General features: G+C 68.7%; 21 protein-coding genes, 1 tRNA gene and 6 pseudogenes. 13 read left to right on the forward strand and 15 right to left on the reverse strand.

Annotated elements, in window-relative coordinates:
- Positions 1–121 precede the first annotated feature (121 nt).
- The 3 genes and pseudogenes from OIB37_RS35070 to OIB37_RS35080 all read left to right on the forward strand — a co-directional run.
- A complete protein-coding gene (locus tag OIB37_RS35070) occupies positions 122–988 on the forward strand; it encodes a hypothetical protein (RefSeq protein ID WP_330461634.1) in 867 nt (288 codons plus the stop codon).
- Between the two features lie 303 nt (positions 989–1291).
- Positions 1292–2029, forward strand: coding sequence for an alpha/beta hydrolase (locus OIB37_RS35075; RefSeq protein ID WP_330461635.1), 738 nt, complete (start codon positions 1292–1294; stop codon positions 2027–2029).
- A 62-nt stretch (positions 2030–2091) separates the two neighbouring features.
- Positions 2092–2365 (forward strand): annotated as a pseudogene (locus OIB37_RS35080) (IS5/IS1182 family transposase); the annotation flags it as partial.
- Positions 2366–2497: 132 nt separating this feature from the next.
- Here OIB37_RS35080 and OIB37_RS35085 read toward each other — a convergent pair.
- Positions 2498–3040 carry a hypothetical protein gene (locus OIB37_RS35085; protein WP_330461636.1) on the reverse strand — a complete coding sequence of 181 codons (543 nt, stop codon included), beginning with the start codon at positions 3038–3040 and terminating at the stop codon, positions 2498–2500.
- A 1031-nt stretch (positions 3041–4071) separates the two neighbouring features.
- Positions 4072–4359, reverse strand: a complete 288-nt coding sequence (locus OIB37_RS35090) for a hypothetical protein (protein WP_330461637.1) — start codon at positions 4357–4359, stop codon at positions 4072–4074.
- 454 nt (positions 4360–4813) lie between these two features.
- Between OIB37_RS35090 and OIB37_RS35095 the strand changes: the two genes are divergently transcribed.
- Positions 4814–5413 carry a hypothetical protein gene (locus OIB37_RS35095; protein ID WP_330461638.1) on the forward strand — a complete coding sequence of 200 codons (600 nt, stop codon included), beginning with the start codon at positions 4814–4816 and terminating at the stop codon, positions 5411–5413.
- Positions 5414–5562: 149 nt separating this feature from the next.
- Here OIB37_RS35095 and OIB37_RS35100 read toward each other — a convergent pair.
- The 4 genes from OIB37_RS35100 to OIB37_RS35115 all read right to left on the reverse strand — a co-directional run bounded on the left by OIB37_RS35100 (position 5563) and on the right by OIB37_RS35115 (position 8167).
- Positions 5563–5639 (reverse strand) — tRNA-Met (locus OIB37_RS35100).
- A gap of 74 nt (positions 5640–5713) precedes the next feature.
- Entirely contained in the window at positions 5714–6172 is a 459-nt protein-coding gene (locus tag OIB37_RS35105) for an aldo/keto reductase (protein ID WP_443058242.1), read from the reverse strand.
- A 180-nt stretch (positions 6173–6352) separates the two neighbouring features.
- A complete protein-coding gene (locus tag OIB37_RS35110) occupies positions 6353–6994 on the reverse strand; it encodes a ScbR family autoregulator-binding transcription factor (RefSeq protein WP_330461639.1) in 642 nt (213 codons plus the stop codon).
- A gap of 699 nt (positions 6995–7693) precedes the next feature.
- The gene (locus tag OIB37_RS35115; protein WP_330461640.1) at positions 7694–8167 is read right to left on the reverse strand and encodes a hypothetical protein; all 474 of its coding nucleotides are present in this window, start codon (positions 8165–8167) and stop codon (positions 7694–7696) included.
- A 41-nt stretch (positions 8168–8208) separates the two neighbouring features.
- On the opposite strand from OIB37_RS35115, the pseudogene OIB37_RS36405 reads away from it, so the two are divergent.
- The 6 genes and pseudogenes from OIB37_RS36405 to OIB37_RS35140 form a co-directional block, all read left to right on the forward strand.
- A pseudogene (locus tag OIB37_RS36405) lies at positions 8209–8396 on the forward strand (hypothetical protein); the annotation flags it as partial.
- A gap of 513 nt (positions 8397–8909) precedes the next feature.
- Positions 8910–10379, forward strand: coding sequence for an MFS transporter (locus OIB37_RS35120; RefSeq protein WP_330461641.1), 1470 nt, complete (start codon positions 8910–8912; stop codon positions 10377–10379).
- 415 nt (positions 10380–10794) lie between these two features.
- Positions 10795–11337 (forward strand): annotated as a pseudogene (locus OIB37_RS35125) (2-oxoacid:ferredoxin oxidoreductase subunit beta); the annotation flags it as partial.
- A gap of 221 nt (positions 11338–11558) precedes the next feature.
- Positions 11559–12284, forward strand: a complete 726-nt coding sequence (locus OIB37_RS35130; RefSeq protein WP_330461642.1) for a hypothetical protein — start codon at positions 11559–11561, stop codon at positions 12282–12284.
- 114 nt (positions 12285–12398) lie between these two features.
- Positions 12399–12973, forward strand: a pseudogene (locus OIB37_RS35135) (PfkB family carbohydrate kinase); the annotation flags it as partial.
- A gap of 86 nt (positions 12974–13059) precedes the next feature.
- A complete protein-coding gene (locus tag OIB37_RS35140; RefSeq protein ID WP_330461643.1) occupies positions 13060–13398 on the forward strand; it encodes a hypothetical protein in 339 nt (112 codons plus the stop codon).
- A gap of 312 nt (positions 13399–13710) precedes the next feature.
- Here the strand turns inward: OIB37_RS35140 and OIB37_RS35145 are convergent, their stop codons facing one another.
- The gene (locus OIB37_RS35145) at positions 13711–14673 is read right to left on the reverse strand and encodes a hypothetical protein (protein WP_330461644.1); all 963 of its coding nucleotides are present in this window, start codon (positions 14671–14673) and stop codon (positions 13711–13713) included.
- Between the two features lie 193 nt (positions 14674–14866).
- Between OIB37_RS35145 and OIB37_RS35150 the strand changes: the two genes are divergently transcribed.
- On the forward strand, positions 14867–15643 hold the full coding sequence (locus tag OIB37_RS35150) for a DUF7677 family protein (RefSeq protein ID WP_330461645.1): 777 nt from the start codon (positions 14867–14869) through the stop codon (positions 15641–15643).
- Between the two features lie 240 nt (positions 15644–15883).
- On the opposite strand, the gene OIB37_RS35155 is transcribed toward OIB37_RS35150, so the two are convergent.
- From OIB37_RS35155 to OIB37_RS35175, 5 genes and pseudogenes are all read right to left on the reverse strand, one after another.
- Positions 15884–16387 (reverse strand): NUDIX domain-containing protein, encoded by a 504-nt coding sequence (locus OIB37_RS35155; RefSeq protein ID WP_443058243.1) that lies wholly within the window; start codon positions 16385–16387, stop codon positions 15884–15886.
- Positions 16282–16611 (reverse strand): DUF6228 family protein, encoded by a 330-nt coding sequence (locus OIB37_RS35160; protein WP_330462087.1) that lies wholly within the window; start codon positions 16609–16611, stop codon positions 16282–16284. The genes OIB37_RS35155 and OIB37_RS35160 overlap by 106 nt, the downstream gene beginning before the upstream one ends.
- A 126-nt stretch (positions 16612–16737) precedes the next feature.
- Positions 16738–16936 (reverse strand): annotated as a pseudogene (locus OIB37_RS35165) (transposase); the annotation flags it as partial.
- Between the two features lie 783 nt (positions 16937–17719).
- Positions 17720–18679, reverse strand: a complete 960-nt coding sequence (locus tag OIB37_RS35170) for a D-2-hydroxyacid dehydrogenase family protein (protein WP_330461647.1) — start codon at positions 18677–18679, stop codon at positions 17720–17722.
- 274 nt (positions 18680–18953) lie between these two features.
- Positions 18954–19205 (reverse strand): hypothetical protein, encoded by a 252-nt coding sequence (locus OIB37_RS35175; RefSeq protein ID WP_330461648.1) that lies wholly within the window; start codon positions 19203–19205, stop codon positions 18954–18956.
- On the opposite strand from OIB37_RS35175, the gene OIB37_RS35180 reads away from it, so the two are divergent.
- Positions 19204–19347 carry a hypothetical protein gene (locus tag OIB37_RS35180; protein ID WP_330461649.1) on the forward strand — a complete coding sequence of 48 codons (144 nt, stop codon included), beginning with the start codon at positions 19204–19206 and terminating at the stop codon, positions 19345–19347. The genes OIB37_RS35175 and OIB37_RS35180 overlap by 2 nt on opposite strands.
- A 285-nt stretch (positions 19348–19632) precedes the next feature.
- Here OIB37_RS35180 and OIB37_RS35185 read toward each other — a convergent pair whose 3' ends face one another.
- On the reverse strand, positions 19633–20028 hold the full coding sequence (locus tag OIB37_RS35185) for a hypothetical protein (RefSeq protein ID WP_330461650.1): 396 nt from the start codon (positions 20026–20028) through the stop codon (positions 19633–19635).
- A 124-nt stretch (positions 20029–20152) separates the two neighbouring features.
- Between OIB37_RS35185 and OIB37_RS35190 the strand changes: the two are divergent.
- Positions 20153–21047 (forward strand): annotated as a pseudogene (locus OIB37_RS35190) (IS982 family transposase).
- 357 nt (positions 21048–21404) lie between these two features.
- Here the strand turns inward: OIB37_RS35190 and OIB37_RS35195 are convergent.
- Together OIB37_RS35195 and OIB37_RS35200 are read right to left on the reverse strand one after the other, a co-directional pair.
- Positions 21405–21923, reverse strand: a complete 519-nt coding sequence (locus tag OIB37_RS35195) for a transglycosylase SLT domain-containing protein (RefSeq protein WP_330461651.1) — start codon at positions 21921–21923, stop codon at positions 21405–21407.
- Between the two features lie 749 nt (positions 21924–22672).
- Positions 22673–24130 (reverse strand): NF041680 family putative transposase, encoded by a 1458-nt coding sequence (locus tag OIB37_RS35200; protein ID WP_330455968.1) that lies wholly within the window; start codon positions 24128–24130, stop codon positions 22673–22675.
- Positions 24131–24345: the final 215 nt, after the last annotated feature.

The raw sequence follows: 24345 nt of genomic DNA on the forward strand, positions 1-24345 counted from the left end.
TCATCGGCGAGACCGACACCGCCGAGAAGTCCGTGAACCAGGCTGAAGTGAACTGGCGGGTGTATTGAGGGACCACGCCGGCTGTCTCGGAGAGGCATGCCGTGGACGCCCCGGCAGAGCCATGGAGGACGACGTGTCAGAGCAGGACGCCACCGCACAGCCAGGCATCGCGCCGACGGCTCGGCGCACGGCGGGCACCATGTTCGCCGCCCTCTACGGTGAGCTGATCCCGCACTCCTGGCACGATCCCGCATCCGAACACGACGCGTACCAGTTGTTCTTCCAGCGATCGCTTGCCATGGGCTGGCTCGACGACCGGGCGAGCACGGTGGAGGGGGATGATCCGAGGACGCGAGCGATTGTCGCGCCGGGGCTGTGGGCCATGAACGACGCCGGATGGAGCCACCCCCTCGCCGCCTCCGAGTCGAACCTGATCTCCTGGTTCCAGGTCGAGGGCGGCGCGGTGGCGGATGACCGGCCGCTCCCCGTACAGCCGTTCCTGCGGTGCGCCTGGGACACCACAGCACGGATCGGTACGGTACGTCTGTCCGCGGTACAGGTCCTCTTGCCGGTGCAGGGGCTCGACACCTCGGCACGCCCGCCGCAGGCGATCGTGCCGTCATTGCAGACGATCGACTGGTTCAGCGAGCACGCCCCGCGATCGCGGACATCGGTGACGATCCGCATCGACGGCGGGCAGGACCCGTCGATTTCCGATGTCGCGCCGCAGTTGGCGCGTCACCTCGACCACTTGGACCAGAGCCTCTTCGTGTGCAGAGCAGACGAAGAGGAAGCCCCGGACGGCGCCCCGGCCCCGCCGTTCGACGCCGGTTTCTGGAACGGCCCGCCCCTGCACGGCATGACCCTGCACGGCGAACTTCCAGAGTGGTCGTGTGACGCGGTCGGATGGCTGGCCGAAACGGTCGCCGACGCTGCTGCCCACCTCGGCGTCCACGCGCCCTTGCTGCTCACCGTCACGCGGACCTGAGCTGCTTCTCGACTGGTGATCGAGCGGTGGGTGCGGTGGGCCGCGCCTCTCGCGATCCGAGCGGCCGCGACTCGTACTCCCGCTCCTGTACAGCCGCCGGTGAACTGCCTGAAAGCCCGGCGCGATAACCCGTTTGGCTGACCACCGCGACCACTGCTACTTTTCTGGTGGCCGTGCGAGAGAACGAGGAGGTGGTACCCGTGAACGCAGTATCGACATGGGTGCTCTCCTCCGGGGTCACGGTCGGGCGATAGACAGGTCGTCCGGGAGCGCCGTTCAAGTGCACTCCCGAAAGGCACGACCATGCATTTCACTTCCGAGCAGCGCCTCGACGACGGCGTCCTCGAACGCGAATTCACCCTCGGTGAGATTCCCGGCATCCTGTGGACACCCGCATCGGCATCCGCATCCGCACCGGCGCCGCTGATCCTGCTCGGCCACCCCGGCGGACTGCGCAAGATGTACCCCCGGCTGGTGGCCCGGGCCCGGCACTCCGCGGCGGAGGGCTTCGCCACGGCCACCATCGAGCTCCCCGGGAGCGGCGACCGGCCCCGCTGGCCCGCCGTCGAGCAGGCCCGCGCCGACCTGCGCCGGGTGCTGGAGGCCGGCGAGCCGGTCAGCAACGAGATCGTCGACGCCCTCGTCCTCCCGCTGGTCGACAAGGCGGTCCCGGAATGGCAGGCCGCCCTGGACGCCCTTCTTTCGCTGCCCGAGATCGGCGGCCCGGTCGGGTACTCTGGGGGAGTGATCTCCATCGGGACCCGGCTGGCGGTGGTCGAGCCGCGCATCTCGGCCGCCGTTCTGTTCGCCGGGAGTTTCGTGCCTCGCGCCATGTTCGAGGAGGCCCGCCAGGTCACCATTCCGCTGCACGTCCTGTTGCAGTGGGATGACGTGGGGAACGACCGGCAGGTGGCCCTGGACCTGTTCGACGCCTTCGGCTCCAAGGAGAAGACGCTGCACGCCAACATGGGCGGGCACACCGGCGTCCCGCAGTTCGCGGGGGAAGCAGCGGCCCGGTTCTTCACCCGGCATCTGAGCTAGACAGTTTCGCTGAGATCATCCGATCGCTGGTCCGGGTGTGCCGTTGACTGACGCGCAGTGGGCGCGGATGGAGCCGTTACTCCCGGACCGGACACCGAAGCGGGGTGGCCGGTGACGACACCTGGGAGCGGGTCTTCACCGCGCTGATGGCTCGGGCCGATGCCGACCAGGACCTCAACTGGGCGGTCTCGGTGGACTCCACGATCGTGCGCGCCCACCAGCACGCGGCCGGGGCCCGTGAAAGGGGCCCCGGCCGGCGGGCCGGCCGACCATGCCATCGGCCGGTCCCGCGGCGGGCTGACCACGAAGATCCACCTCGCTGCCGCTGCCGACGGCGGTCGCTGCCGACGCGTGAAGCAGCGGCGCGGCATGACCACCCGCTACGAGAAGACAGCCACGATCCACCTGGCCGGACTCCATATCGCGGGCATCTTCATCCGGCCCGCTCGCTGATCCGAACGAAAGCCCCTAGATGTCGCCGACGGCGAACTGGTCGATCATCGCGGTGTAGTTGGTGACACCCCCGAGCACACAGCCCGCGCCGAGTTCGATCAGGTTGCTGGTGGTGCGGCCGTGTGCGCGTGCGGTGCCGCCGGCGAAGGAGCCGGTGGCGATGGAGCCGCCTTCCAGGGAGAAGGACGAGGCGTCGCCGCGGAACGTCGTCTGGTCGATGACGGTGCGGGTTCCGTCGTTCCAGTTGATCGTTGCCTTGGCGTAGCCAGGCCCGTAGGGACCGGGGCATTGGGCGGTGAGGGAGGCTTCGATCTGGACGGTGCCGCCGGTGATCCCCGTGTGGGTGGAGGAGGAGCAGATGCCCATGTCGCCGTTGGCGGACAGCCGCACGGTGTTCTTGCTGAAGGTGATGCCGGGGTTGAACTGGACGTTGAGGGCGCCACCGTGGCAGGTGATGTCGCCGATGTCGGCCAGGTCTGCGGCCGACGCCTGGCTGAGGGGGGAAAGAGCGATCACCGCGGTGGCGGCGACAGCCGCAGACAGGAGGGAGCTGCGCACGTGAGGGCCTCGTTTCATGGGCGGGGGAGGCGAACCCAGAAAGCGAACCGGTTTTCGTATGGGTCAGCCCGCGCCGCGCCCCCGGGTCGCTACAACGCCACTCGAACGGCTCACACGCCACCAAGCCCCGCAAGGCGTCCGCTGACCGACCCGGTCGATCATCAGTGACAACAGTCAAGGCGTCACTGGACACATGGAACGCCATCGGCACTGCGGCGCGGGAGACGTTCCACGGACTTCCCTACCGCAGGTCATGGCTGTGGAACGGTGGTTCTGTCCGCTGCCTCCGGGCGGGCGCGCGAGCCGGTTCCACAGCGGCACAGGTGGCGCTGCCGAGCGGCAATCGCCCCGCGTCCGGCTTGGGTGGCCCAATCGTGGGTGAGTGACGCGTGACTGCGTCGCCCGCCCACGATGCGGACACGGCCGTACGGGTCCCGGATCGCTCAGCCGAGGGGGAGTTCCACGCTCGTTTCGTCCCCGCCTGGCGAGCTGATGGTGGTGGGGCCGCCGTCCGGGCCAGCGAGGAGTACAGCTGGTCGCGGCTGTTGACGACCAGCGCGAGCCGGTGAGTGTCCGGCAGGTCGTAGGCGGCGGGCTGGAGTTGCCGGCTGATGGTGTGGTCCAGGTTGGGGCCAGACCGGATGTGGTGTACGGCGCGTGGGTGATGATCCGGGCTGTGCCGTCCGGGGCGCTCCCTGGTCTTCTTCTCACTGGCCCCCAACAGACCGAGTACCGACGCCACGAGCCCCACCTCCGCAAGCGACGTGAACAGACGCACCGCCGCATCTCTCGCGCTTTTAGGGGGAGTTCATGCCCACCACGGCCGAGCGAAGCGATCACGTTCTGAAAATGGATGGCGTCCGAGCGTTCCGCCTTCGTGATCTGCCGCTTACGTCACGGCTCGGCTGTTCCCGTGACACCACCGTCCAGCGCCCGCCCCCGAGCACTCGACCCACCCCGCCGTCATGTCGTATGCCCAACGAAGGAGGAATCCAGCACTGGGGGTCGGGCGTCAAGTCCCGCGTGGCTTCTCAGAGGCCGCGGTCCTTGTTCCACCGGCTGATGTACATCGCATAGAGAACGTTGCCGATGCCTCCGGTCAGGCAGAACAGCAGGACATGGACGCCCAGCGACTGCCGGCGACGTCGAAATGCCCCACCCGCGAACGCTGCTGCGGAGGCCGAGGCCGCCGCGGAGACAGTGTTGTTGATGATGATCGGCGGCTGTGCGACGTACGGCTGTGCAGGCTGTGCGCCGTACGGCTGGGCAGGCTGCGCGGCGTACGGATGGGCAGGCTGCTGGCCCGGAGGAGTGGTCATGTCGTGCCTCTAGTGTGCGTGTTGTGTGAATACGGCACTGGATAGTAAGGCCTTCTGGTAGTTGGGGTGAAATTCTTCTTACCTGTCGGTTTGGTGGTCCTGTAGGGATTCAGGCTGCGCCATGCGTGGCGACGGGCTAGTTACTTGCCGCACTGGAGAGCTCCGCCCGAAGCCCCTGAGTTGACGTTCTGATCGGAGCAACTGCCCACATTGGTAAGTGAGGTTGAGGTATCGGCGTTCTGCCCGATGAGGTGTACCGCCTGAGGGCGGTGAAACCCCGGCTGTCGTCTCGGTTCGGCCGTCAGCGGGCATGGACCAGACGCACGGTGAACCCACGCAGGCAAGGGGCAGCGGGAAACCGCCGTGTTGCCGGATCGGCGTCCCTCTCCAAAACCGGCAGGCGCCCCAGGGGTGGGTCATGAGAAGGTGCGGTTCGACCGGCATAGGGGGAAGAGTGGGACTGACCTACGGCTACGACATTTACCTGCGTCCCCGAAACGTCGCCAAGGCGCTGGCCAATCTGGCCGAGTTGGCGCCGCCGGCCTCTCGCGTGCCGCCGCTCGAGGTCACCTTGCCCGGCGGTGACCGGATCGTCCTCCCGTTCACGTCCAACTTCAAGAGCGAGCCGGTCGACTGCTCCACGAGCAGCAAACTCGAGCTCGACACGTCCATCATGTTCGACGTCGATGATGTACTGCGCGAGTACGCGGAGACGGGCGGCCCTGGACCCGAGGCGGACGGGCGCATCCGGATCGGGTACGTCTACGCGACGATCAGGTTCGAGTCCTCCCTGCACCCTGATTACGCGTCGGTGGAGTGCTGGGCAGCGACGTCGGGGATGAGCCGCTTGTTCGCGCGGTCGACCAACGTCAGGAAGCTGTTCACCGACCTCGCTGCCGCCAGTGGCGGAGTGTGCTGCCTGTTCGACACCGGCGACGGCGGCCCCGAGCAAGTGTGCTGGCTCAACGGTGAGACCACCCAGGAGATGGTCTCCGGTCCCCGCTTTCCGGATCAGCAAGCACTCGTGGCGACTTGGCCCGACCCCGGGAAGTGAGCACCGGCGCCCATGAGTTGGGCCGACTTCCGCGGCGACTGGATCCAGGAGGGTCGCTGTGTCCGAGCACTCGTAACGTGCGAGGGAAGTCGCGTTTGGCGCATGACATGCGACAGGGGCCCGGTCTCATGAGACCGGGCCCCTGTCTTTGGTAGCGGGGACAGGATTTGAACCTGCGACCTCTGGGTTATGAGCCCAGCGAGCTACCGAGCTGCTCCACCCCGCGTCGGTAATCACCATCCTACCTTGCGATCAGAGGAGGGTGTCACCGAGGGGCGGCGTCCAGTGGGCGGGATGCGATCAGCGGCGAGAGCCGCGTGATGACTGGCGCGCGGCACGCGCAGAGGGCCCTATGGGAATGGGGTCGGCGCGGCAGGTGCCCTCCTGGACGAGCTCCGCCATCGCGCCGACGGTCTCCTCCAGGGGGACGGAGGGGTCGTGGCGGTGCGCGTAGTACAGGTCGATCGTGTCGATGCCGAGGCGCTTCAGGCTGGCGTCGACGCACTGGCGGACGTAGGTGCGGTCGCCGCGGACCTGGTTCCAGGTCCGTCGGCCCGGCTGCCGCACGATGCCGAACTTCGTGGCGAGGAAGACCCGTTCGCGGTGGGCGCGGACGAAGGGGCCGAGGAGCACCTCGTTCTCGCCGTTTCCGTACAGGTCGGCGGTGTCGAACATGGTGACGCCCGCGTCGAGGGCGGCCCGCAGTGTTTCCTGCGCCTGGGCCGGTGCGCTGGGCCCGTAGAACTCGCTGAAGCCCATGCAGCCGAGGCCCTGGGCGCCTACTGACGGGCCGTTGGTGCCGAGGGCGACGACCGGGAGGTGGGGGCAGGCACGGCAGGCATGGGAAGGGCTCTCCTTGGGTGGCGGTGGGCGGCCGGGAGGGCGCGAGTGCCACGCGTGGCGGGTGTCACGCGTGGCGGGTGCCACGCGTCGCGGGTGTCACGCGTGGCGGAAGAGCACGACGTCGATGATCTCCTGTACACGGTCGGTGAGATCCTCACGATCGTGCTGGATCCAGGAGACGTGCTGGCTGCCGAAGAACGCGGCGACGACGACCCGGGCCATGGAGCCGATGTCGGTGGTGGTCCGCAAAGTGCCCTCGTTGCGGGCCTGTGCCAGTAGCTCGGTGATGAGCTGGGTGAACTCGCTGAACGGCGTCGGCATGTCGGCGTCGACCAGGTTCCGCTCGATCTGCAGCCGGGCGCCGGCCTGCATCACCGGGTTGTCCCGCAGGGCGACCGCGGTCTGCAGGAGGAGCTGGGCGACCGTGTCGAGCGGCGGGAGCTGCCTGGCCGTGACCGATTCGGCGATGGCGGGCAGCTGTGAGTAGAACTCCTCGGTGACCGCGACGGCCACTGCCTCCTTGTTCGCGAAATGGAAGTAGACGGCTCCCTTGGTCACCTCGGCGCGGTCGGCGATGTCCTGGAGCGTGACGGCGGGGAACCCCTTTTCAGCGAAGGCAGTGGCGGCGGCGTTGAGGAGCTGCCTCCGGGTGCGGCTGGCCCGCTCCTGCTTGAGTTCCCGCTGCGGGGCGGCCTTGGTCGCGGCGGCTGCCCGTGGATCGCTGTTCAGGTTGCTCATGATTCCTCTTCCGTACGCTTCGACGGTCCCTGGTGCGAAGGTCTCGCACGAGATGGTCGACCCTTGTGAGATACCTCTGCAAAGGTATATTTTCACGGCGCACCACCACGGAACGTTCTCGTGGTCCGGCGGAATCCACGCGGTCACGGTCTTGATCCGCAGATCGTTTCCGAATTTCATTCAGGCCCTGTCGAACAGACTCGCACACCGCTGCAGAGGTATGTAGCTGCGGCGGAGTGCGGTGCCCGTGAGTCACCATCGGGTCGTGCCGGGCCCGCGGGCACTGCCCGCGTTGCCTGCGCCGTCTTGTGCCGCGGGCGCCGCAGGGGGGTGGCGACGGCCGTGTAAGTGAGGACTGTCATCACTTGCACAAGCGCGCCGACAAGCACCGGGGGAGCGGGGGTTGGCGGCCACCGGAGCCGTCCGCGGCACACCGGTGGACCCGCCGCCCACTGTTACTCACCGAACAGCGCAAACGCCCCAAAGCCTCTGCCGGGGCTTGAACCTCTACGAGGACCCGGACATCCTCCAGCGCCTCATCGCCACCTGGGTCGGAACCTGCCCTGCCCCATCTGCCGACAAGTCATCCCATGGCAGTCCTGCGACACCACCTGAAAAGCACTACTGGTGCCGCATCGGGCAACGTTCGCCCCGTTGGGGCGATGGAGTTGCCTCGGTGGCCGTAGCGCGAGGGTGGTGTCAGGTGAGGTTGTCCTGGGCCCAACGGGAGATGCCGCCGAGCTTGGCAGCGGCCGCTTCGATGTCGCCGGTGGCCGTGGGCTGTTCGGTCTGACCGTCGAAGCTTTCGAGTCCGGTCACCTCCTCGACTATGCGTGCGAGGCGGTACGCCTCCGCGGCGATTGGCAATGCCGCCTTTCCGGGGTAGCGGTAGGGGATCTCGATGTCGGCCGATTCCCCGACGTAGTCCAGCTGGAGGTGGCCGGCGGGGCCGTTCCGCCACAAGGTCAGGCTGCAGAGGTACTCCTGCGAGGTGACCGGCCCGACCTCCGCGGTGACCCGCTGCAGGATCCGCTCCCACGCAGCTCGCTGGGCCGTGGTCAGGCGCATGGGTTCCGGTTCGGCGTCAGGGTCGTACTCTGCGGCGCGATCTTCCAATGTCTCCAGGAGGGTGCGGCCTGGGCGGCGACGGGCGAAGGTGATGTCATAGGTCACCGCCCGCAGGGTAGAGCACCAGAATCGATACCTTCCGGGCCGTGGCTGAGCGGGTGCGGGTGCGGGTGCGGGTGCGGGTGCGGGTGCCGGTGCCGGTGCCAGAGGCCGATGACGATGAGGGCCGGCGGTTACTGCGGATCATCCGACGCGGTACGCCGGCCGTCCGAAAACGTTCACGCTGCCCGAGCGTTGCGAGATCAAGAAGATCGCCAAGTCAAAGCAGGCCGAGCCCCGCACCCGGGGCAGGCGACCCGGACAGCATCCCCCGGTTCGAGTCGTGATCCGTGCCAGATCCGTGCCGGCCTCTACCCGAACCGCACGTACGACAAGCCTGCCGCCAGCAACCAGCCCCCGGGACCTATCAGTTGAAGCGATCGCCGGCTGCGGAAATCTTGGAAGAACGCCGATCCGGCAGTCCCCGTCCACCTGTGGACGCACCGCGTCCGACGCCCCCCGCCCCGCCCCATGTCGCGTCAGGGTGGCGGGGTAGGACGGCCGTCGCGGGACCCCGGCGCCGCTGCGCCTCGCGTACCTCGGCACAGTCCGCGTGATCGTCGAGGGGTGCCGGCTGCGTCGCACGCGGTCGCGGTGACGGAGCCTCAACTACCGGACTTCTATGCGAAGTTGACGGACCCCGCTTCCGTCTCCGGATTTACATACCTTCGCGAAGGGATTATTCTTCCCCGTGGAGCTCACCTCGGGCGGCTATCGCCCCGCTTACCCCGAAGGAAGAAGCCACACCATGGCCACCTCAGACTCCCGATCACCACGGTGGGCCGGGTACACACTCGCCCTGCTGGCATTCACCCAATTCATCGTCACCATCGACTACGACATCGTCTATGTGGCGCTGCCGGACATCGGGAGCCGGCTCGGCTTCTCCGCACAGTCGCTGCAGTGGGTCGTCAGCGCCTATGCGGTCGCGCTCGGCGGGCTGCTGTTGTTCGGAGGCCGCGCGGCCGACCGGATCGGTCCGCGGCGCATGCTGGTCACCGGTCTGGCCATCTACGCGTTCTCCTCCCTCGCCGGCGGGCTCGCGACGAACGCCGGGCTCCTCGTGGCCGCTCGCGCGATCCAGGGCGTGGGCGGTGCGCTGCTGACGCCGGCGACGCTGATGCTCGTCTTCACCACGTTCGCCCCGGGCCCCGAGCGCAACCGGGCCACGTCCGTCTGGGGCGCCATGGGCAGCGCGGGCCTGGCCGCGGGCTCGCTGCTCGGCGGCGTGCTGACCAGTACCTTCGGCTGGAGCTGGGTCTTCTTCGTCAACGTCCCGCTCGCGCTGATCGCGGCGTTCGCCGCCACCCGGATCCTGCCGCCCGACCGTCCGCTCGGCACCGGCCGCAGCTTCGACGCCGTCGGGGCCGTGGTCGCCACCATCGGTTCGACGCTGCTGGTGTTCGGCCTGGTCAGCGGTCCGGCCAAGGGCTGGGGCTCGATCGAGGGCGTCGGCGCCCTGGCGGTCGGTGTGCTGCTGCTGGCAGTCTTCGTCCTGATCGAGAAGCGCTCCACCGACCCGCTGGTGCCGCTGAAGCTGTTCGGCCTGCGGGGCCTGACCGTCGCCATGCTGGCGATGATCGTCTTCCAGGCCTCCCTCGGCGGTACGTACTACCTGCTCACCACCTACCTGCAGACGGCGCTCAACTACAGCCCGTTCGCCGCCGGCATCGCGTTCCTGCCGCCGACCGTGGTCTGCATGGCGGTGTCGATGAAGCTCAACGCCCGGATGCTGGGTCGGCTCGGGGTCCGTACGACGCTCTTCCTCGGCACGGTCGGTACCGCCGTCGGGCTGGCCTCGATCATCGCCGGCATGTCCACGCACGGCTCCTACTGGGCGCTGCTGCCGGGGATCGCGATCTGGGGCGCCGGCGGCGGCTTCGCCTTCCCGTCGCTCTTCGTTGCGGTGGCGTCCTCAGGGGCCGAACCGGCCCAGCAGGGGGTCGCCTCGGCGCTCGCCTCCACGTGCCGTCAGATCGGCGGCGCCCTCGGCCTCGCGGCCCTGATCGCGGTGGCGAACTCCCACGCCGGCCACCACCCCGGCCCCCACGCACTGGTCGGCGGGCTCCGGATGGCAGGGTGGGTCGCCGCCGCGGGGACACTCGCCGGTGCCTTCATCGGACTCGGCCTGAAGAAGCAGCCCCGACCGGACCCCGTGCCCGCCGCCACCCCGGCGTCGACGGCGGAGGTCACCGAGGCCGCCACGCAGGCAGGCTGACGCCAGCTCAGCGGCATGAGGCATGAGGCATGTGGGACCCGGGCTCCCGGGCCCAGCAGGTACGGGCGTCGGAACCGGGGTGTCGTCCTTCGTACGACGCGGATGACCGTGGGCGAGGCCCGGGCCTGTGGCCAGTCGCGCGCTGGGTCCTCGCCAGGACCGACGCACGGTCGGCGAGCAGGCCGGCGACCGTAATCACACCGGTACGGCACCGGGACGTACGGCACCGGGAAGGGCGGCGCCGGAACGGGCGGCGCCGGCCGGCGTCCCGGACCCGACCGCCATCCGCACGGACAGCAACGAGGCTCTCGCGCCGAGGGTTTGGGGCACCACGCACCTCTGCCCGCGGCATAGCCTCGTGCGTATTGGCAGGGTGGGTCCCGGCCCATGCATCCGTCCCGCCCCGCCTTGCCCCGCCCCGGCCAGGCCGGTCGCCCGCACCGTCGACTCCGACCGCAAACACCTCACCGACGTCCTGCGGCAGGCCGCCGGACACCCCGGCACCGCCCTGGTGGAGATCTACCAGAACTGCAACATCTTCAACGACGGCGCCTTCGAAGTCCTCAAGGACAAGGAGCAGGCCCAGGAGGCCGTCATCCGCCTCGAGCACGGCGAGCCGATCCGCTTCGGCACGCCTCTTGCGGACGGAAGGGGCTCCAAGGGCGTCGTGCGGGACCCGGCCACCGGCGACCTGAAGATCGTCGATGTCACGCCGGAGAACGAGGCGCGGATCCTGGTCCACGACGCCCACTCGGCGTCCCCGACCACGGCCTTCGCGCTCTCCCGCCTCGCCGACCCGGACACCCTGCACCACACCCCCATCGGCGTGCTGCGCTCGGTCGACCGCCCGGTCTACGACACCGAGATGGCCGAGCAGCTCGACACCGCTGTCGAGCAGCAGGGCAAGGGCGACCTCGCCGTCCTCCTCGCCGGTGGCGACACCTGGACTGTGCGGTGACTCCGGGCAGCCGCCCGCCATGACAATCCGTCCATCCCGGCGCCGGCCCGCCGTGACGTCCTGGACCACCGCCCACGACGACCTTCACCGGGCGAACCTCACGGCGCCCCTGCGGGCCGCGCAACGCCCCAATGCCCCGACGCGCCCCGCCCTGCCGGTGTGCCGGGCAGACGGAGAGGGGACGAGTCAGGGAACCATGGCACACGGCCCGAGGAGCGGCCTTGTACGACCCCCACGAGTTCCTGCGCGTCGTCGACGACCACAAAGTGCCCGTCCTCATCGGCGGCACCATCACCATGCTGCTCAACTACGCCTGGTTCTACGAGGCGATCCGCGTCGCTCGCAAAGATCGCGCCTTCCCCGTCCCCGCCGCCTGCCTGTTCCTCTGGTTCGCCCATGACGGCCTGTTCGTCTGGTCGTATCCGCTCTGGTTCCACACCTACGACCACTGGTTCCTCAAACTCTTCTGGGTTGCCATCGTCGTCACCGCCCTGTGCGAGCTGCTCTTCCTCCGCGACCTGCTGCGCTACGGCCGCGCCGAGACCGCCCCGTCCCTCACCCAGGGCCGGTTCCGGGTGGGTGTCGTGCTCGCCATGGCCGGTGTGTGGGTCACCTGGGTGGTCCTCCACCAGGTGATGAACGACCCGCTCAACATCTACGCCTTCTTCGTCGTCAACATCCTCTATCCGGTCTTCGGAACCGCGATGACCCTGCGTCGGGGCTCCCGCCGTGGACAGACCACCATGATGTGGGTCTACTGCACCTTGGAGACCACCGCCTGGGTACTGACCTGTGTCCTCTTCCTCGGCGACATGTTCCGCTCCTGGCCCTGGCTGAGCCTGGGGGCGGTCATGATCCTCTGGACCGCGGCCGGCGCCGTCCTGGTCCACCGTTCCCCCAGCTACGCCGCCCAGGAGCCGGCGCCGCTCAGCGCGCAGCCCGCCTGACCGCTCGGTCGACGGCTGAGCGGGCGTGGGACAAGCCCGTTCCGTACGGGTTGCCGCACCCGCCGGGAGTGTGTCCGCCCGCCCGGTCACGGCCTCGACGAGGCCCGCACCGGCGTAACCGGCGTGACCGCGGCGCTGTCCCCGTCCTGCCGGACCCTGGTGGAGCGAGCCCTCACCACCCCGGCGGACGTACGGCCGTACGCCATCAGCTTCGACGTCAACCACCGTCCCGCGCTCTGGCGTGACGATACGGCCGGCACCTTACTGCGCGACCTCGCCGACCGCGCCGACATCGCCTTCGTCGGCCTCGACGAAGCACAGGGCCTGTGGGGCGCCGACCTCGAAACGACCGACGTACGACGGCTGTTGGGGCGTCCGCCCATCCTCGTCGTCAAGGACGGCGCGACGTCCGCCACCGCTTCTCCCGCGAGGGCGCGTGCACCGTACCGGCCCTGCGCACGGACGTCGTGGAGCCCGTCGGCGCGGGCGACGCCTTCGCCGCCGAGTTCCTCGCCGGGCTCCTGAACAGCGGGAACCTGCGCCGCGCCCTGCGGCTCGGGCACATCGCGGCGTCGTCCGCGCTCAAGGCGACCGCGGACCACGGACCGCTGCCCGACGCGGACACGGTGGCGCGGCTCCTGGAGCTCGGCGACGAGCACTGGGCGGCGCTCGGTCCGACTCCGGGGTGAGCCGGGCCACGCGAAGACCAGGCGAGAGCGAGGCGCGCCCACATGGACGGCGCGCGCTTCGCCGACGCCCTCCGGGCAAATGGGTGGTGCTCAACGGACCCTACGAATTCGAGTCCGTCCTCCTCTTCGAGTCCGAACGACGTGAGGTCCTGACCGGCATCGAGGTGTGGCCCTTCCGCGAGGAGAGCGCGGACATCCGGTTCCTCCTCGACGGCGCCGATGTCTTCCGCACCCCGTCGGGGGACCTCGTACGACTCATGGCGCCGCGGGGACACGACGTCGTCGAGAGCGACTGCGGATACGACGAGGTTCCCGACCCCGGCCTGCGCTTCGCCAATAACAGCGGTTTCGAGTACTACACGGACGACGAGGGCGACCCTCTGCACGACGACTACATACTGCTCTTCGACCCGCACCAGGTGTGAGTGGCCAGAGCCGAGCAGGGGGAGCCGAACCGGAAAGTGTCTCCTGCGTGATCCGAAGTCCCGCCCGTGTCCCGAAAGGGGCCCGGACCTCCTGGTGACCTGCCCCGATGCGTGGGGGCGTGGCGCTGACCCGCGCACACGGGCCCGCGACAGCCGGCCGGATCCAGGGGCGGCTCGGGCCAACTTGAGCACGGACCGCCTGCTGGGGGCGGCCTGCGTCAGAACCCGCGTACGCGTGAGAGTGCGCGCCTGGCAAGGTGGCCCTTCATCGCGGTGCGCGCACCACTGACGGTACGGCGGTACGCCCAGACGTCACGGTCGGCGCAAGGAATCCGGCAGGACTCGGACGCGGGGCCAGTTCTGGCTTGCTGTCACCTCGCGGGCAACGTGATGCCACTGCTTCTCCCCGCCGGGCAGGGGCCAGGCCCAGGTCGGCTGTTCCGCGACGTTCAGGTCGTGAAAGAGGCGAACGAGTTGTGGGCCGGCGGTGGCGGCGCCGTCCGGGACAGTGGAGCCGTGGACGGCGCGGAGTTCGGCGAAGCGTGCCAGTTCGCCCTCGTAGAAGCCCACGGCTTCCTCGGTGCGCGCCGCCAGGTCATCGCGCGGGAGCGTGCGGTGCAGCTGCAGCAGCGGGGGCTCCACGGACTCCGCCACAGCCGCGGCGTATCGAGCGTGACCGTCCAGGATCACATGGCAGTCCAGGCCACTGACCCACCACAACAGGACGGGTGGGAGCGTCCCTTCACGGGCTTGCTTGCGGTATGCCTTGACCCGGCTGTCGTCGGCATCGGGCATCGGCCGCAGTGGCAAGACCTCCCAGGCATGGGAATGGCGGAACCAGTCGACGTATCCGTCGGGATGGCCGTCGACGAGCATCGAGCTCCAGTACTCCGCATGCGAAGTGTCGGCGTGGCGCCAGGGCTGGAGCGGACTCTCGCACGAGAGCAGCCACCGGCCCTCATGCAACGGGCCGCCCGGCGAGTCGATGAGGTACTGCGCAAAACGGTGAGCCCACCGTTCACGGCTGCCCGCCAGAACGCGAGCCACATCGGCACGCAAGGGCGGGACGAAGGAGCGGTACCCGTCGGTGCGCCAGAAGTCCACACCCTCGTGTTGCTCGCCAACGACAGCGAGCAACACGGGCTGCGACAGTTGGGAGACCAGCAGTCGCGCACCAGCACTGAACACGCACAGCCCCGGCTGGTGGCGATCCTGTACGGCCAGAGACAGCCCCACCCACGTGCCGTCGTCCCGGGTGACATCGCTGCGCTGCATACCGCGAGCGTAGACGGCCGCTCCCGGGGAACCGCGAGGGCATCCTGTCCGTCCGGTACGACCGCACGGCTCCACGAGCCGTTGATCCTGGCAGGGACTCGCGCGGCGCTCGTCCAAGCTCTTCACCCCGCTGAGCACCGAACCGACCGGGGTGACGAGCGGAACTCCAGGCAGAGCCCGTGAACCTCCCCAGGTGTCGCTCGAGGGGATGAAGGTCTCCTGGTTCACCCTCGAATCGCTCACCGCCCACCTCTGGCGGGCGACCGTCGACAACACCGTCTCCAAGGCCGTCGCGAAGCTCACCCGATGCGACCTCGTCATCATCGACGACATCGGCATGCTGCCGTCCGGACAGGGCGCCGCCGCAGCGTTCTACCGCGTCATCGACGCAGCCTACGAACGCCGATCCGTGGTCGTCACCTCGAACCTGCATCCCTCAGGATTCGACTCCATCATGCCCAAGACCCTTGGCCGCCGCCGCCGCCGCCGCCGCCGTCGACCGGCTCCTGCACCATGCCCACATCGTCCTCACCGAAGGCTCCAGCCTGCGACTGACCCAAGCCACCACCGGCCAGGGCGTCATCCCGCTGAACCAACCGGGCCGATCCCGGCCAGGAAGACCGGCCAAACACGTTCCACCGGTCTCATGGAAGATGATCTCGTGACACACCTTCCGACAGATGTGCGGGCCGCTCTCCGGCTCTTCTCCTTCTACCTGGGCAACGGCACATTGGATGTCGACCTGCTGGACGGGATCGACTACCGTGCCCATCTGCTCACATTCGGCTCAGACCTTGAGATGGTTTTCGCGATCTTCTCCAATGTCCTCGAAGTCGATGATCACGGGCAGACGCTCAACGACGGCGATGCTCAGTACCGCGCCGCCCAGTGGATCCGCAGACGCTGTGACCCCGGGTACCAGGTGGAGCCTCCGTTCGAAGCGTGGGAGACCGAGCTTCACGGCCCCTGAAGCCCAGACGTAGAACTGCGGAGCACTGCACCCTCCTGCGGCTGTAGTCATCACGGAAGCGCGGTCAGAACCGAATTCAGGGCTCTGTCCGCAGTTCCGTGATTGAGACGGAGCGAGCTGGTTGTCGTCAACCCGGCACCCTGACCAGGGGGTTTCTGGACCGCTGAGCACGACAACTGTCGTCAGATTCGCATCGTTCTTGGCGTCTACCGCACGTATTGTAAGTAAAGGCGGGCAACGTCAGGACTGCGCGGTCCGGAACGCGAGATAGCGACTGAAGGCTTCGTGGCTGTCGGGGGTGAAGCGCCACTCCAGCAGGGCCGACCGCAGCTCCGGATCCGTCAGCCAGCCATGCCAGGCGACCTCATCGGGATCGGGGACCACGGCATCCGGCACCACGGCTTCGTGCACGCCGAGCCAGTGAGGGCTCAAACCGCTGCGGTTGATGAACGTGAACAGCAAGCGCGGCAGCACACGAATGCCCAGCTCTTCAGCCAGCTCCCGCGCAGCGGCCTGTTCATAGGACTCACCGACATCCACAGCGCCACCGACCACGACCTCGTAGAACCAGGGGAAGCGCGACAGCTGCTCCGACCGCCGGTGGACGAGGATCCGCCCACGCTCATCACGACACACCGTCACGGCGACCCGGTGCAGCCAACCCTCCCGGATGGCCTGCCGGCGGCTGACCACCACCCCCAGCACACGATCTTGATCGTCGACACGCTCCACCAGTTCATCCACAATGCACACCCTGGCAGAGCCCACCGACAACGCCGCTTCCCGGCGACTCGTGGAGGGCGTCCCGAGAGCACCTGCACCAGGAGGTCGGGCGCGGATGACGACAGCTGTCGTTCCTGCTGTTGCTGGAACAAGTTCCGCCAGGTCAACCCGACATGCCCTCCCGACTGGAAGACCGCTTTGAGGGTGAGGTCGTGATCGTTGCTTTGCCAGACACCGCGAAGCAGATCCTGGAGCTACAGGAAGCCGGAGCGACGGAAGAGGATCTACATCCGATCATCGCGGAGGGGGTTGGGGTGGCCGCCACCGAGCTACGCCGGTTAGGACCGCGTCGCCCTCATGCACTCGTCTATCTGGAGGGTGGCCGACCAGGTGCCGTCCGCCGACCAGCGCCGGTGCCGTTCACGGACGGTCTGCACGGACGGTCTGCCAGGGAGCCGTACCGTTCGGGCACATCGGGCCAGGGCACACCGGTCCTGGCCCGGAACAGCACTTGCTGATCACCCTGCGGTCATCCGCCCACCGCCCGCCAGGCCGACCATCGGCGGGCAGCGGGCAGCTCGATCCTCGATCTTCTCCTACTGTGCGTCCGTGAACTCGTGTCGCCGCACCATGAGGAAGTGCTGCCCTGCACGCGACGAGATCCACCCAGCCCGCCAAGAGCCATCAGAAACGACCTGGCCCGAGGGGGCATCCGCAGTCGGTCGCCGGCTTGCCCGGGTGCGGCGGGGACGGCTTCGGCCCTGTTCCCCGCTGGGCGTCCCAAGTCGAAGCCATGAGCGAGATCTCGACGAGCCACGGACGCACCCTGGCTCAGGGCGCATTGGTCCGCCTGTGGGTGCGAAGCCCGCGAGCCCTGCTGATCCCCGGCTTCCGCTCCGTCGCACAGGCCGGGACAGCACGGGCGCGATCGCCGAAGGTCTCCTTACCAGCGCTCAGTTGACCGAGACCGACATGCGGTTCGGACGCTGAAGTCCGCACACCGCAGGTCAGGTCGTCTGGACGAGGGCCGCCGCTACCCGCCCCCTCCAGCGACAAGGCGGGTAACACCTCGGCCGCCACCGCCCACACCTTCCACGTGGGCGACGCCGGGCTCACCGCGCCCCTTCAACGGCGAGGAGATCGGCCACGCCGTCACCCTGACCGCGGCCGGCCCCGCCGACCTCACCGGGGCCACCTTCCAGTACCGGCACGGCGACAGCGACGACTGGTCGGACATCCCCGCGTCCGCCGTCACCCGCACCTCGGACGGCAGCGCGATCCACTGGCCGGTCGCCGTGACCGACGGCGAATCGCCTGACCCGACCTGGACCCGCCGGAGCTCGCGACGGTACGTCAGCCGAGGACCCGGGTCGGGTCGCCGTCGAGGTAGGCCTGGACGTCCTCCACGGCCTGGCCGTAGTAGCGCTCGTAGTTGGCGCGGGACACATAGCCCAGGTGCGGGGTGGCGAGCAGGCGCGGCGCGGAGCGCATCGGGTGGTCGGCGGGCAGGGGTTCGACGTCGAAGACATCGAGGCCGGCGCCGGCGATGCGGCCCTCGTGCAGCGCGCTGAGCAGCGCGTCCTGGTCGACGATCGCGGCCCGCGATGTGTTGACCAGATATGCGGTCGGCTTGAGCAGGGCGAGTTCAGCGGACCCGAGCAGACACCGGGTGCGGTCGCTCAGCCTGAGGTGGACGGAGACGAAGTCGCTGTTCGCGAGCAGCTCCTCCATGGAGGGGGCCAGGAACACGCCGGCCTCGTCGGCGCGCTCCTTGGTGAGGTTCTGACTCCAGGCGGTGACCTCCATGCCGAAGGCGAGCCCGACCCGGGCCACCAGGGCGCCGATCCTGCCCAGGCCCAGCAGCCCGAGCGTGCGGCCGTGCAGGTCGGCACCGACGGTGGACTGCCAGGGGCCGCCGGCGCGCAGCGCGTCGTTCTCCTGGACGACGCCGCGGGACAGGCCGAGGAGCAGGGCCCAGGTGAGCTCGACCGGCGGCGTGGAGGAACTCTGGGTCCCGCACACGGTGACGCCGTTCGCCCGCGCGGCCGCGTAGTCGATCGACGAGTTGCGCATGCCGGAGGCGATCAGCAGCCTCAGGCGCGGCAGCCGGTCCAGCAGGGAGGCCGGGAACGGCACCCGCTCGCGCAGGGTGACCACGCAGTCGAAGTCGGCGACAGCCGCGACGAGGTCGTCCTCGGTGGCGAAGTGCTCGGTGAAGGTGACGACCTCGACGCGGTCGCCCAGTGCCGACCAGTCGCCGAACGTGGTCGCCACGTCCTGGAAGTCGTCGAGTACGGCGCAGCGGAATTGCATGTCATTTCTCCCAGAGGTCCTGGCTGTGGGTGCACGGGCGGCAGCTCAGTCCGGGGTCGCCCGGCAGCGCGATCCTGCCCCGGTCGAGCACGGTGCCGGAGAACGGGTCGTCGTCGAGGCCGAGATGGCCGTCGAGATCCGGCCAGTCGGCCAGTCGGCCAGCGGAGCCAGTTGGGCCATCGCGGTCACACCGAGGGAGCTCTCGGTCTTGCCGCCGAGCATCACACCGAGCGCAGCAGCCCCGCGCGGCTGCCGTCGTCGTCCGGCGTCAGCTTCAGCTCAGGCTCGGCCAGTCGGCCAGCTCCCGTGCGCTGCACAGCAGTTCGGCCTCGTCGCCGGCGCCCAGGGAGAGCCCGGTCGGGGCGAGCGGGAGTCCGGCGAGGCCCAGCAGCCGGTGCAGGGGCACCCCCGCGGCCTTGCCGAGTAGGTCGTAGAGGGCCAGGTCGACGGCCGCGGCCACGGCTCCTGCTCCGGTCCATCTGAACGAAGGCGAGGTCGACCAGGCTGTGGCTCTGATCGAGGTCATGACCCGCGACGACCTCACCGGCCCGGAGTTCACCGACGGCTACACCGAGGCCCTGCGCAGGGTGATCGAGACAAAGCACGAAGGCCACCATCTGCCGGAGGCCCCCCAGGCGACGGCCCGGCCGGGACGCCGGTGGACCTGATGACCGCCCTGCAGGATTCCGTGGACAAGGCCCGGGCCGCACGTGTGGACGCGCAGGGGACATCGCCAACGACGCGCGAGACCAGGACGAAGACGAAGGCACCCGCCCCGACGGCGAGGGTGGCCGGCTGGAAGGGCGGGCGGCGCGGTGCGACGACACGCTGGCCTCTAGATGATCAATTCCGAGGGATGCTTGCGGAGGGTGTGGGGTGGGCGGCGGCCGAAGCCACCGTGAGACGGTCAGGCGGCGGGCTGCCGTCCTGGTTGTCGTGGTGGCAGCGGGCGGTCAGGCGTCGGGGTCGACTTCGGGGTGCGTGAACCGCACGGGCTTGCCCAGCGACCGGGCGTAGGCGATTTCGGCTCGGGTGCTGTCTCCGATGTAGTCGCCGACTATGAGCACCTCATCTGCGAGCCGGATCTTCGCCCGGTGCAGGTAGTCGAGTCGAACCTTCAGCGCCTCGGCCTCGGCCTCGACAGGGTCGGACCAAAGTTCGTGCGGCGACTTCATGTCGCAGCCCGGTTTGACGACAATCTTTCCGGCTTTGGTCTCCCGCAGATCTGCCTCGTTCATCTCGGTCATGAAGCGGGTGGAGCCGCAGATCACGACGATACGCGGGAGGCTCAACAGCTTCTTCGCGTCGGCGAGCTTCTCCTCGGGGGTGAGCAGTTGCGGGTATGACACCGGTTCCTCCTGGTGGTGTGGTCCAAGGGGTTCCTGCGGAGACGAGAACGAGGGTGTCCAAGATCGTTTTGCGACGAACGACGTGGACACCCTCGCGACAGCACCCTATGCGACGACCGACGACATGCTGAAGGAACATCCCGACCTGGCGCCGTGGCGCCCGCCGGTCGCCATTACGCCCCGCCTGAGCGATGCCGAACTGGTCACCCTCGCCACGATGCAGGCCATACTCGGCTACACCTCCGAGGCCAAGTGGCTCCCCCATGCCCGTGCCCACCTGCTCCACCTCTTCCCCTACCTGCCCCAGCAGCCCGGCTACAACAAGCGGCTACGCAAAGGCCGCCGGTCTGATGCGAAGCGTCAACCGGATCCTGGCCACCACCACCTCGGTGTGGAGCGACGACGTATGGGTCGTGGACTCCACCCCGGTGGAATGCGGCCGCTCCCGCGAGACCGTCAAACGCTCCGGCCTGGCAGGTTGGGCCGAATACGGCTACTGCGCCAGCCACAGGCGCTTCTTCCGGGGCCTGCGCCTGCACCTGGTCTGCACCCTTCAGGACCTGCCCATCGCCTTCGCCCTGACCGGAGCCAAGGCCGACGAACGCGAGACCCTCCTCGACCTCCTGGCAGCCGAATACGAGCTTCTGCGAGAGCGCCCCCGACAGACTCTCATCGGCGACAAGAACTACTTCGGCCGTGGTTTCGAACGCGAACTGTCCGAGCATGGAGTCCAGTTGCCGCGGCCTGCCCGTAAAGGTGAACGGGAACGGCCTGGCGCAGCCCTGTTCAAGCCGTTGCGACAGGTCATCGAATCGATCAACGAGACCTTGAAGGGACAGCTTGGCCTCGAACGACACCGAGGGCGCACACCCGGAGGGGTCATAGCCCGCGTCATGCAACGCATCCTCGCGCTGACCGCCGCGATCTGGCACAGCGACGCCACCGGACAAACCGTCCTACGCTCACTGATCGCCTACGATCACTGGCCCCTTGGAATAGATCATCTAGGGTGGCGGTAGCCGGCGGCGACGCGCTCGCCGCTGACCCAGCCGTGGCGGCCGGTGTGCGGGCCAGACACCACCTGCCCGTACGCCCACCAATCCGGGTCACGGCCGGTTACACCCCAACACTCGGCGTAGAAGTCGGTGTTCTTCGCCAGGTCGAACAGGACGCGGTGCCCTGTGCCTTTCCCCTCGCGTACGTGCACGGTGCGGGCCGTGGTGTGCAGCGGCGTCCAGGCCGCCTTGGCGTTGTAGGTGCGGGGGTTGGTCGGCCACGGCTTGAGTGAGGGCGGGGCGGATACGGCAGTGGCCCCCCGACCGGATTCGGTCGGGGGGCCACTGGCGCTGCCGCTGCGTGTGTGGCGGGGCGGTAGGTCAGTATGCGGAGTTGACGTTGTCGATCGAGCCGTAGCGGTGTGCGGCGTAGTTGGCGGCCGCGGTGATGTTCGCCACCGGGTCGGTCACGCTGTGCGCGGTGCCGGCCACGTGGTAGGTGTTGAACGTCGGGTCGATCACCTGCAGGAGGCCCTTGGAGGGGATGCCCTTCTGCGCGTTGACGTCCCAGTTGTTCTGGGCGTTGGGGTTGCCGCTGGACTCGCGCATGATGTTGCGGTGCAGGCCCTCGTAGCTGCCGGGGATGCCCTTGGCCTTCATGATGGCGAGGGACTGCTTGATCCAGCTGTCCAGGTTCCCCGAGGCACCCGCGCTCTTGGAGGCGGTGTGCGTGTGGTGGGAGACGGCCGTGACCGGGTGGGTGGTCTGCGGCGCCGGGGCGGCGAACGCGGACGTCGGCATCAGCGTCACAGCGGCAGCCGCGGCACCGGTGGCCACAAGGCCGGTCAGGGTGAGGTTACGCAGGCGGGCAGTACGGCGGGTAGCAAAGATCGCAGTCAAAAGGGGGTCTCTCCAGAGGACGTCGTTGAGGCACCGGCCCGAATTCGGTCGCGGCCTGTAGGGCGTCGGGGCGAGGCCCCGCAGCTGCCGGGCAGATAAGAAGCGGACCCACCCGGTGATCAACACCCGGTCCCGGTCCGCTGCTCCCGGCAACGACCTCCATGATTAACGGCGGACAATTCCCCACGCAACCATGTGACCTACTACCTCACTACGCAGAAATGTCCCGAATGTCCCGTTTTGACGTTTGCGGTGCTGCTCAGAGGGAAGCCCCGCTACGACCCTCGATAGGACGTGACCCACCCCCTATGAGCACCATCACCCCCCACCCCCCAACCAACCCCCACCACACCGGCCAACCACACCCCGCCACAGCCCACCACGCTGCTGTCCGCTCCTGGCTGGTGCTGTGGTTGTGCGCGCCAAGGCCGAAGAGGCCGGCCCAAGGCCGCCAGGCAGGGCAACCCGGCCCGGAGCGGCATGCAGGACAAGGCCTGAGGCGGGAGATCAGGTCCTGCGGGACCGGCGCCCCCGGGTCGCGAGTGGGCACCGGGGTGCCGTCGACGATCAGCGCGGTGTTCTTGGCGGAACCGCTTGCGGGGCCGGAGCGCGAGCACCGGTCCGATCAGTAGAACGGGGAGGAAGCTGCGGCCTCGACGGCTCCCGTGGGGCCGGTCACTTTGTCGGAGGTTTGCCGCTGCCGCCCTCCTGTGAAGCGGGGGTGCCCGGCTCCTCCACTAACTTGATCTTTAACCTGTGCGGCGTGGTCGTGGGGTGGTTAACTTCTTCGTTTGCCGTTTCGCTGGCTGTGTTTTGCGGGGTGTGTGCACGTCGTGGCGGGGTGTGGGCCGGGTGTTCTTTCGGCCCGGTGGTCGTCCGGGACCGGGTCGGGAGGATTTCGGTGCTTGGGCTGGGCAGGCGGCTTGTGGGCGGATGTGCCGGAAGTCGCGGCGGACGCGGGCGGGTGTGAGTCGGTCTGGAGAACTGGGTTTCTCCCAGGGACGACGCAGGTCGGCTGCGAGCGGGCGAGCGAGACGGAGTTGCGCGTAGGCGGCGAGGATCAACCAGGTCCATCGGTCCGCCGCCTCGGGGGTGCGGATCTTCGGACAGGTCCAGCCGAGAGTCTGCTTGAACAGGCGGAACGTGTGCTCGATATCGAATCGCCGCAGGTAGGTCTGCCAGAGACGGTCGGTGTCCGCCGGGGTGGCGTCGGTGCCTGACCACCAGAGCCAGACCGGCTTGGGAGTTGCGCCGCTGGGCAGTTGGTCGATGTCCAGGCGGATCACGCTGCCCTCGACGATGGGGAGCGTGCCGTCGGCTGCGGCCCAGGAGGAACGGTGAGTCAGCTTGGGGTGCAGTCGGTCCCAGGAGCGGGCGGTGGCCTGGCCGTAGAGGCGTGTGTCGGTGACGGTTTTGGTGTCCGGGGTGCCCCAGGTGTCGGGCTGGCCGAAGACGAACTCGCTGCCGTGTCGGGGCGGGCGGCCCAGGATGTGAGGCTGGCGCTGCGGGACGGCCCGGCGCAGAACCCGGTCCGAGCGCATCCGGGCCAGCACCTGGACCGGCAGGTCTCTCAGCAGGAAGGCCAGGCGGGGCGCGTCGTATCCGGCGTCCGCGACGATGAGGATGTCCGGCGAGCCCGCGTGCCACTGCCCGGCTGTGATCAGTCGCTGGACCAGGTCACGCAGTTGTCGGGCGGTGACGGTGGCGGTGTCGTCGCCGGGTGCCAGTCGCAACGCGTCCAGGGGTGCAGTCCATGAGCTGCGGCCGGGCTCGAGCGCGCAGATGATCGAGTACGGCCAGCCGGGGATCGGGATGTGCTGGTCCTTGCCCCGGCCATAGGTGTGACACAGGATCCGCTGCGGTGAGGTGTGGGCATCGGGCCGCAGCCAGCAGGTGACATCGACAGCCAGGACGAGCCGGCCGTCGGCAGCACGCGGCAGCGGCACCGCGGCCAGCGCCTGCCGCAGCCGGTCGGCATCGATGCCTCCCCGGGAAACTGCTGCATAGAGCCCTCCGTGTCCGCGGCGGTGTTCGCCCACCAGTGACAGCTCGGCCAGCGACCTCACCGGTCCGTCACCGCACAGAACAGCGTCGGCCAGCTCGAACAGCGCATCCGAACGAGCGGTCAGGCAGGAGTAGAACTCGCCCCGGAAGCATGACAGTTGCGTCAGCGGTTCTTGTCGGGCACCACGATGCAGCAGACTCATCTTCACGGCCTTCGTGCTGGACGTGTGTGTTCCTTGGTCGGAGCACATGTTCAGACGAAGGCCGCTTTGACGTACGGCGATTACCGGACCGAGTGATCAAGTTCGACGCGCCATTCGACGCGGCACGTTAAAGATCAAGCTAAAGGCTGTCCCGTAATCCAACAGTGGCCTTCGCCCGGGCTCTTCTCGTGGCGTGCAGTCGGGTCAGGTTGCCC

The sequence above is a fragment of the Streptomyces sp. NBC_00820 genome, assembly GCF_036347055.1.
Lineage (GTDB): Bacteria > Actinomycetota > Actinomycetes > Streptomycetales > Streptomycetaceae > Streptomyces.

Coding starts and splice junctions, on each gene's coding strand:
- OIB37_RS35200 (WP_330455968.1), bottom strand. CDS start 24,130: ATGAGTCTGCTGCATCGTGGTGCCCGACAAGAACCGCTGACGCAACTG.
- OIB37_RS35175 (WP_330461648.1), bottom strand. CDS start 19,205: ATGACCTCGATCAGAGCCACAGCCTGGTCGACCTCGCCTTCGTTCAGA.
- OIB37_RS35180 (WP_330461649.1), top strand. CDS start 19,204: ATGACCCGCGACGACCTCACCGGCCCGGAGTTCACCGACGGCTACACC.
- OIB37_RS35105 (WP_443058242.1), bottom strand. CDS start 6,172: ATGGGCTTCAGCGAGTTCTACGGGCCCAGCGCACCGGCCCAGGCGCAG.
- OIB37_RS35070 (WP_330461634.1), top strand. CDS start 122: ATGGAGGACGACGTGTCAGAGCAGGACGCCACCGCACAGCCAGGCATC.
- OIB37_RS35120 (WP_330461641.1), top strand. CDS start 8,910: ATGGCCACCTCAGACTCCCGATCACCACGGTGGGCCGGGTACACACTC.
- OIB37_RS35090 (WP_330461637.1), bottom strand. CDS start 4,359: ATGACCACTCCTCCGGGCCAGCAGCCTGCCCATCCGTACGCCGCGCAG.
- OIB37_RS35110 (WP_330461639.1), bottom strand. CDS start 6,994: ATGAGCAACCTGAACAGCGATCCACGGGCAGCCGCCGCGACCAAGGCC.
- OIB37_RS35145 (WP_330461644.1), bottom strand. CDS start 14,673: ATGCAGCGCAGCGATGTCACCCGGGACGACGGCACGTGGGTGGGGCTG.
- OIB37_RS35170 (WP_330461647.1), bottom strand. CDS start 18,679: ATGCAATTCCGCTGCGCCGTACTCGACGACTTCCAGGACGTGGCGACC.
- OIB37_RS35075 (WP_330461635.1), top strand. CDS start 1,292: ATGCATTTCACTTCCGAGCAGCGCCTCGACGACGGCGTCCTCGAACGC.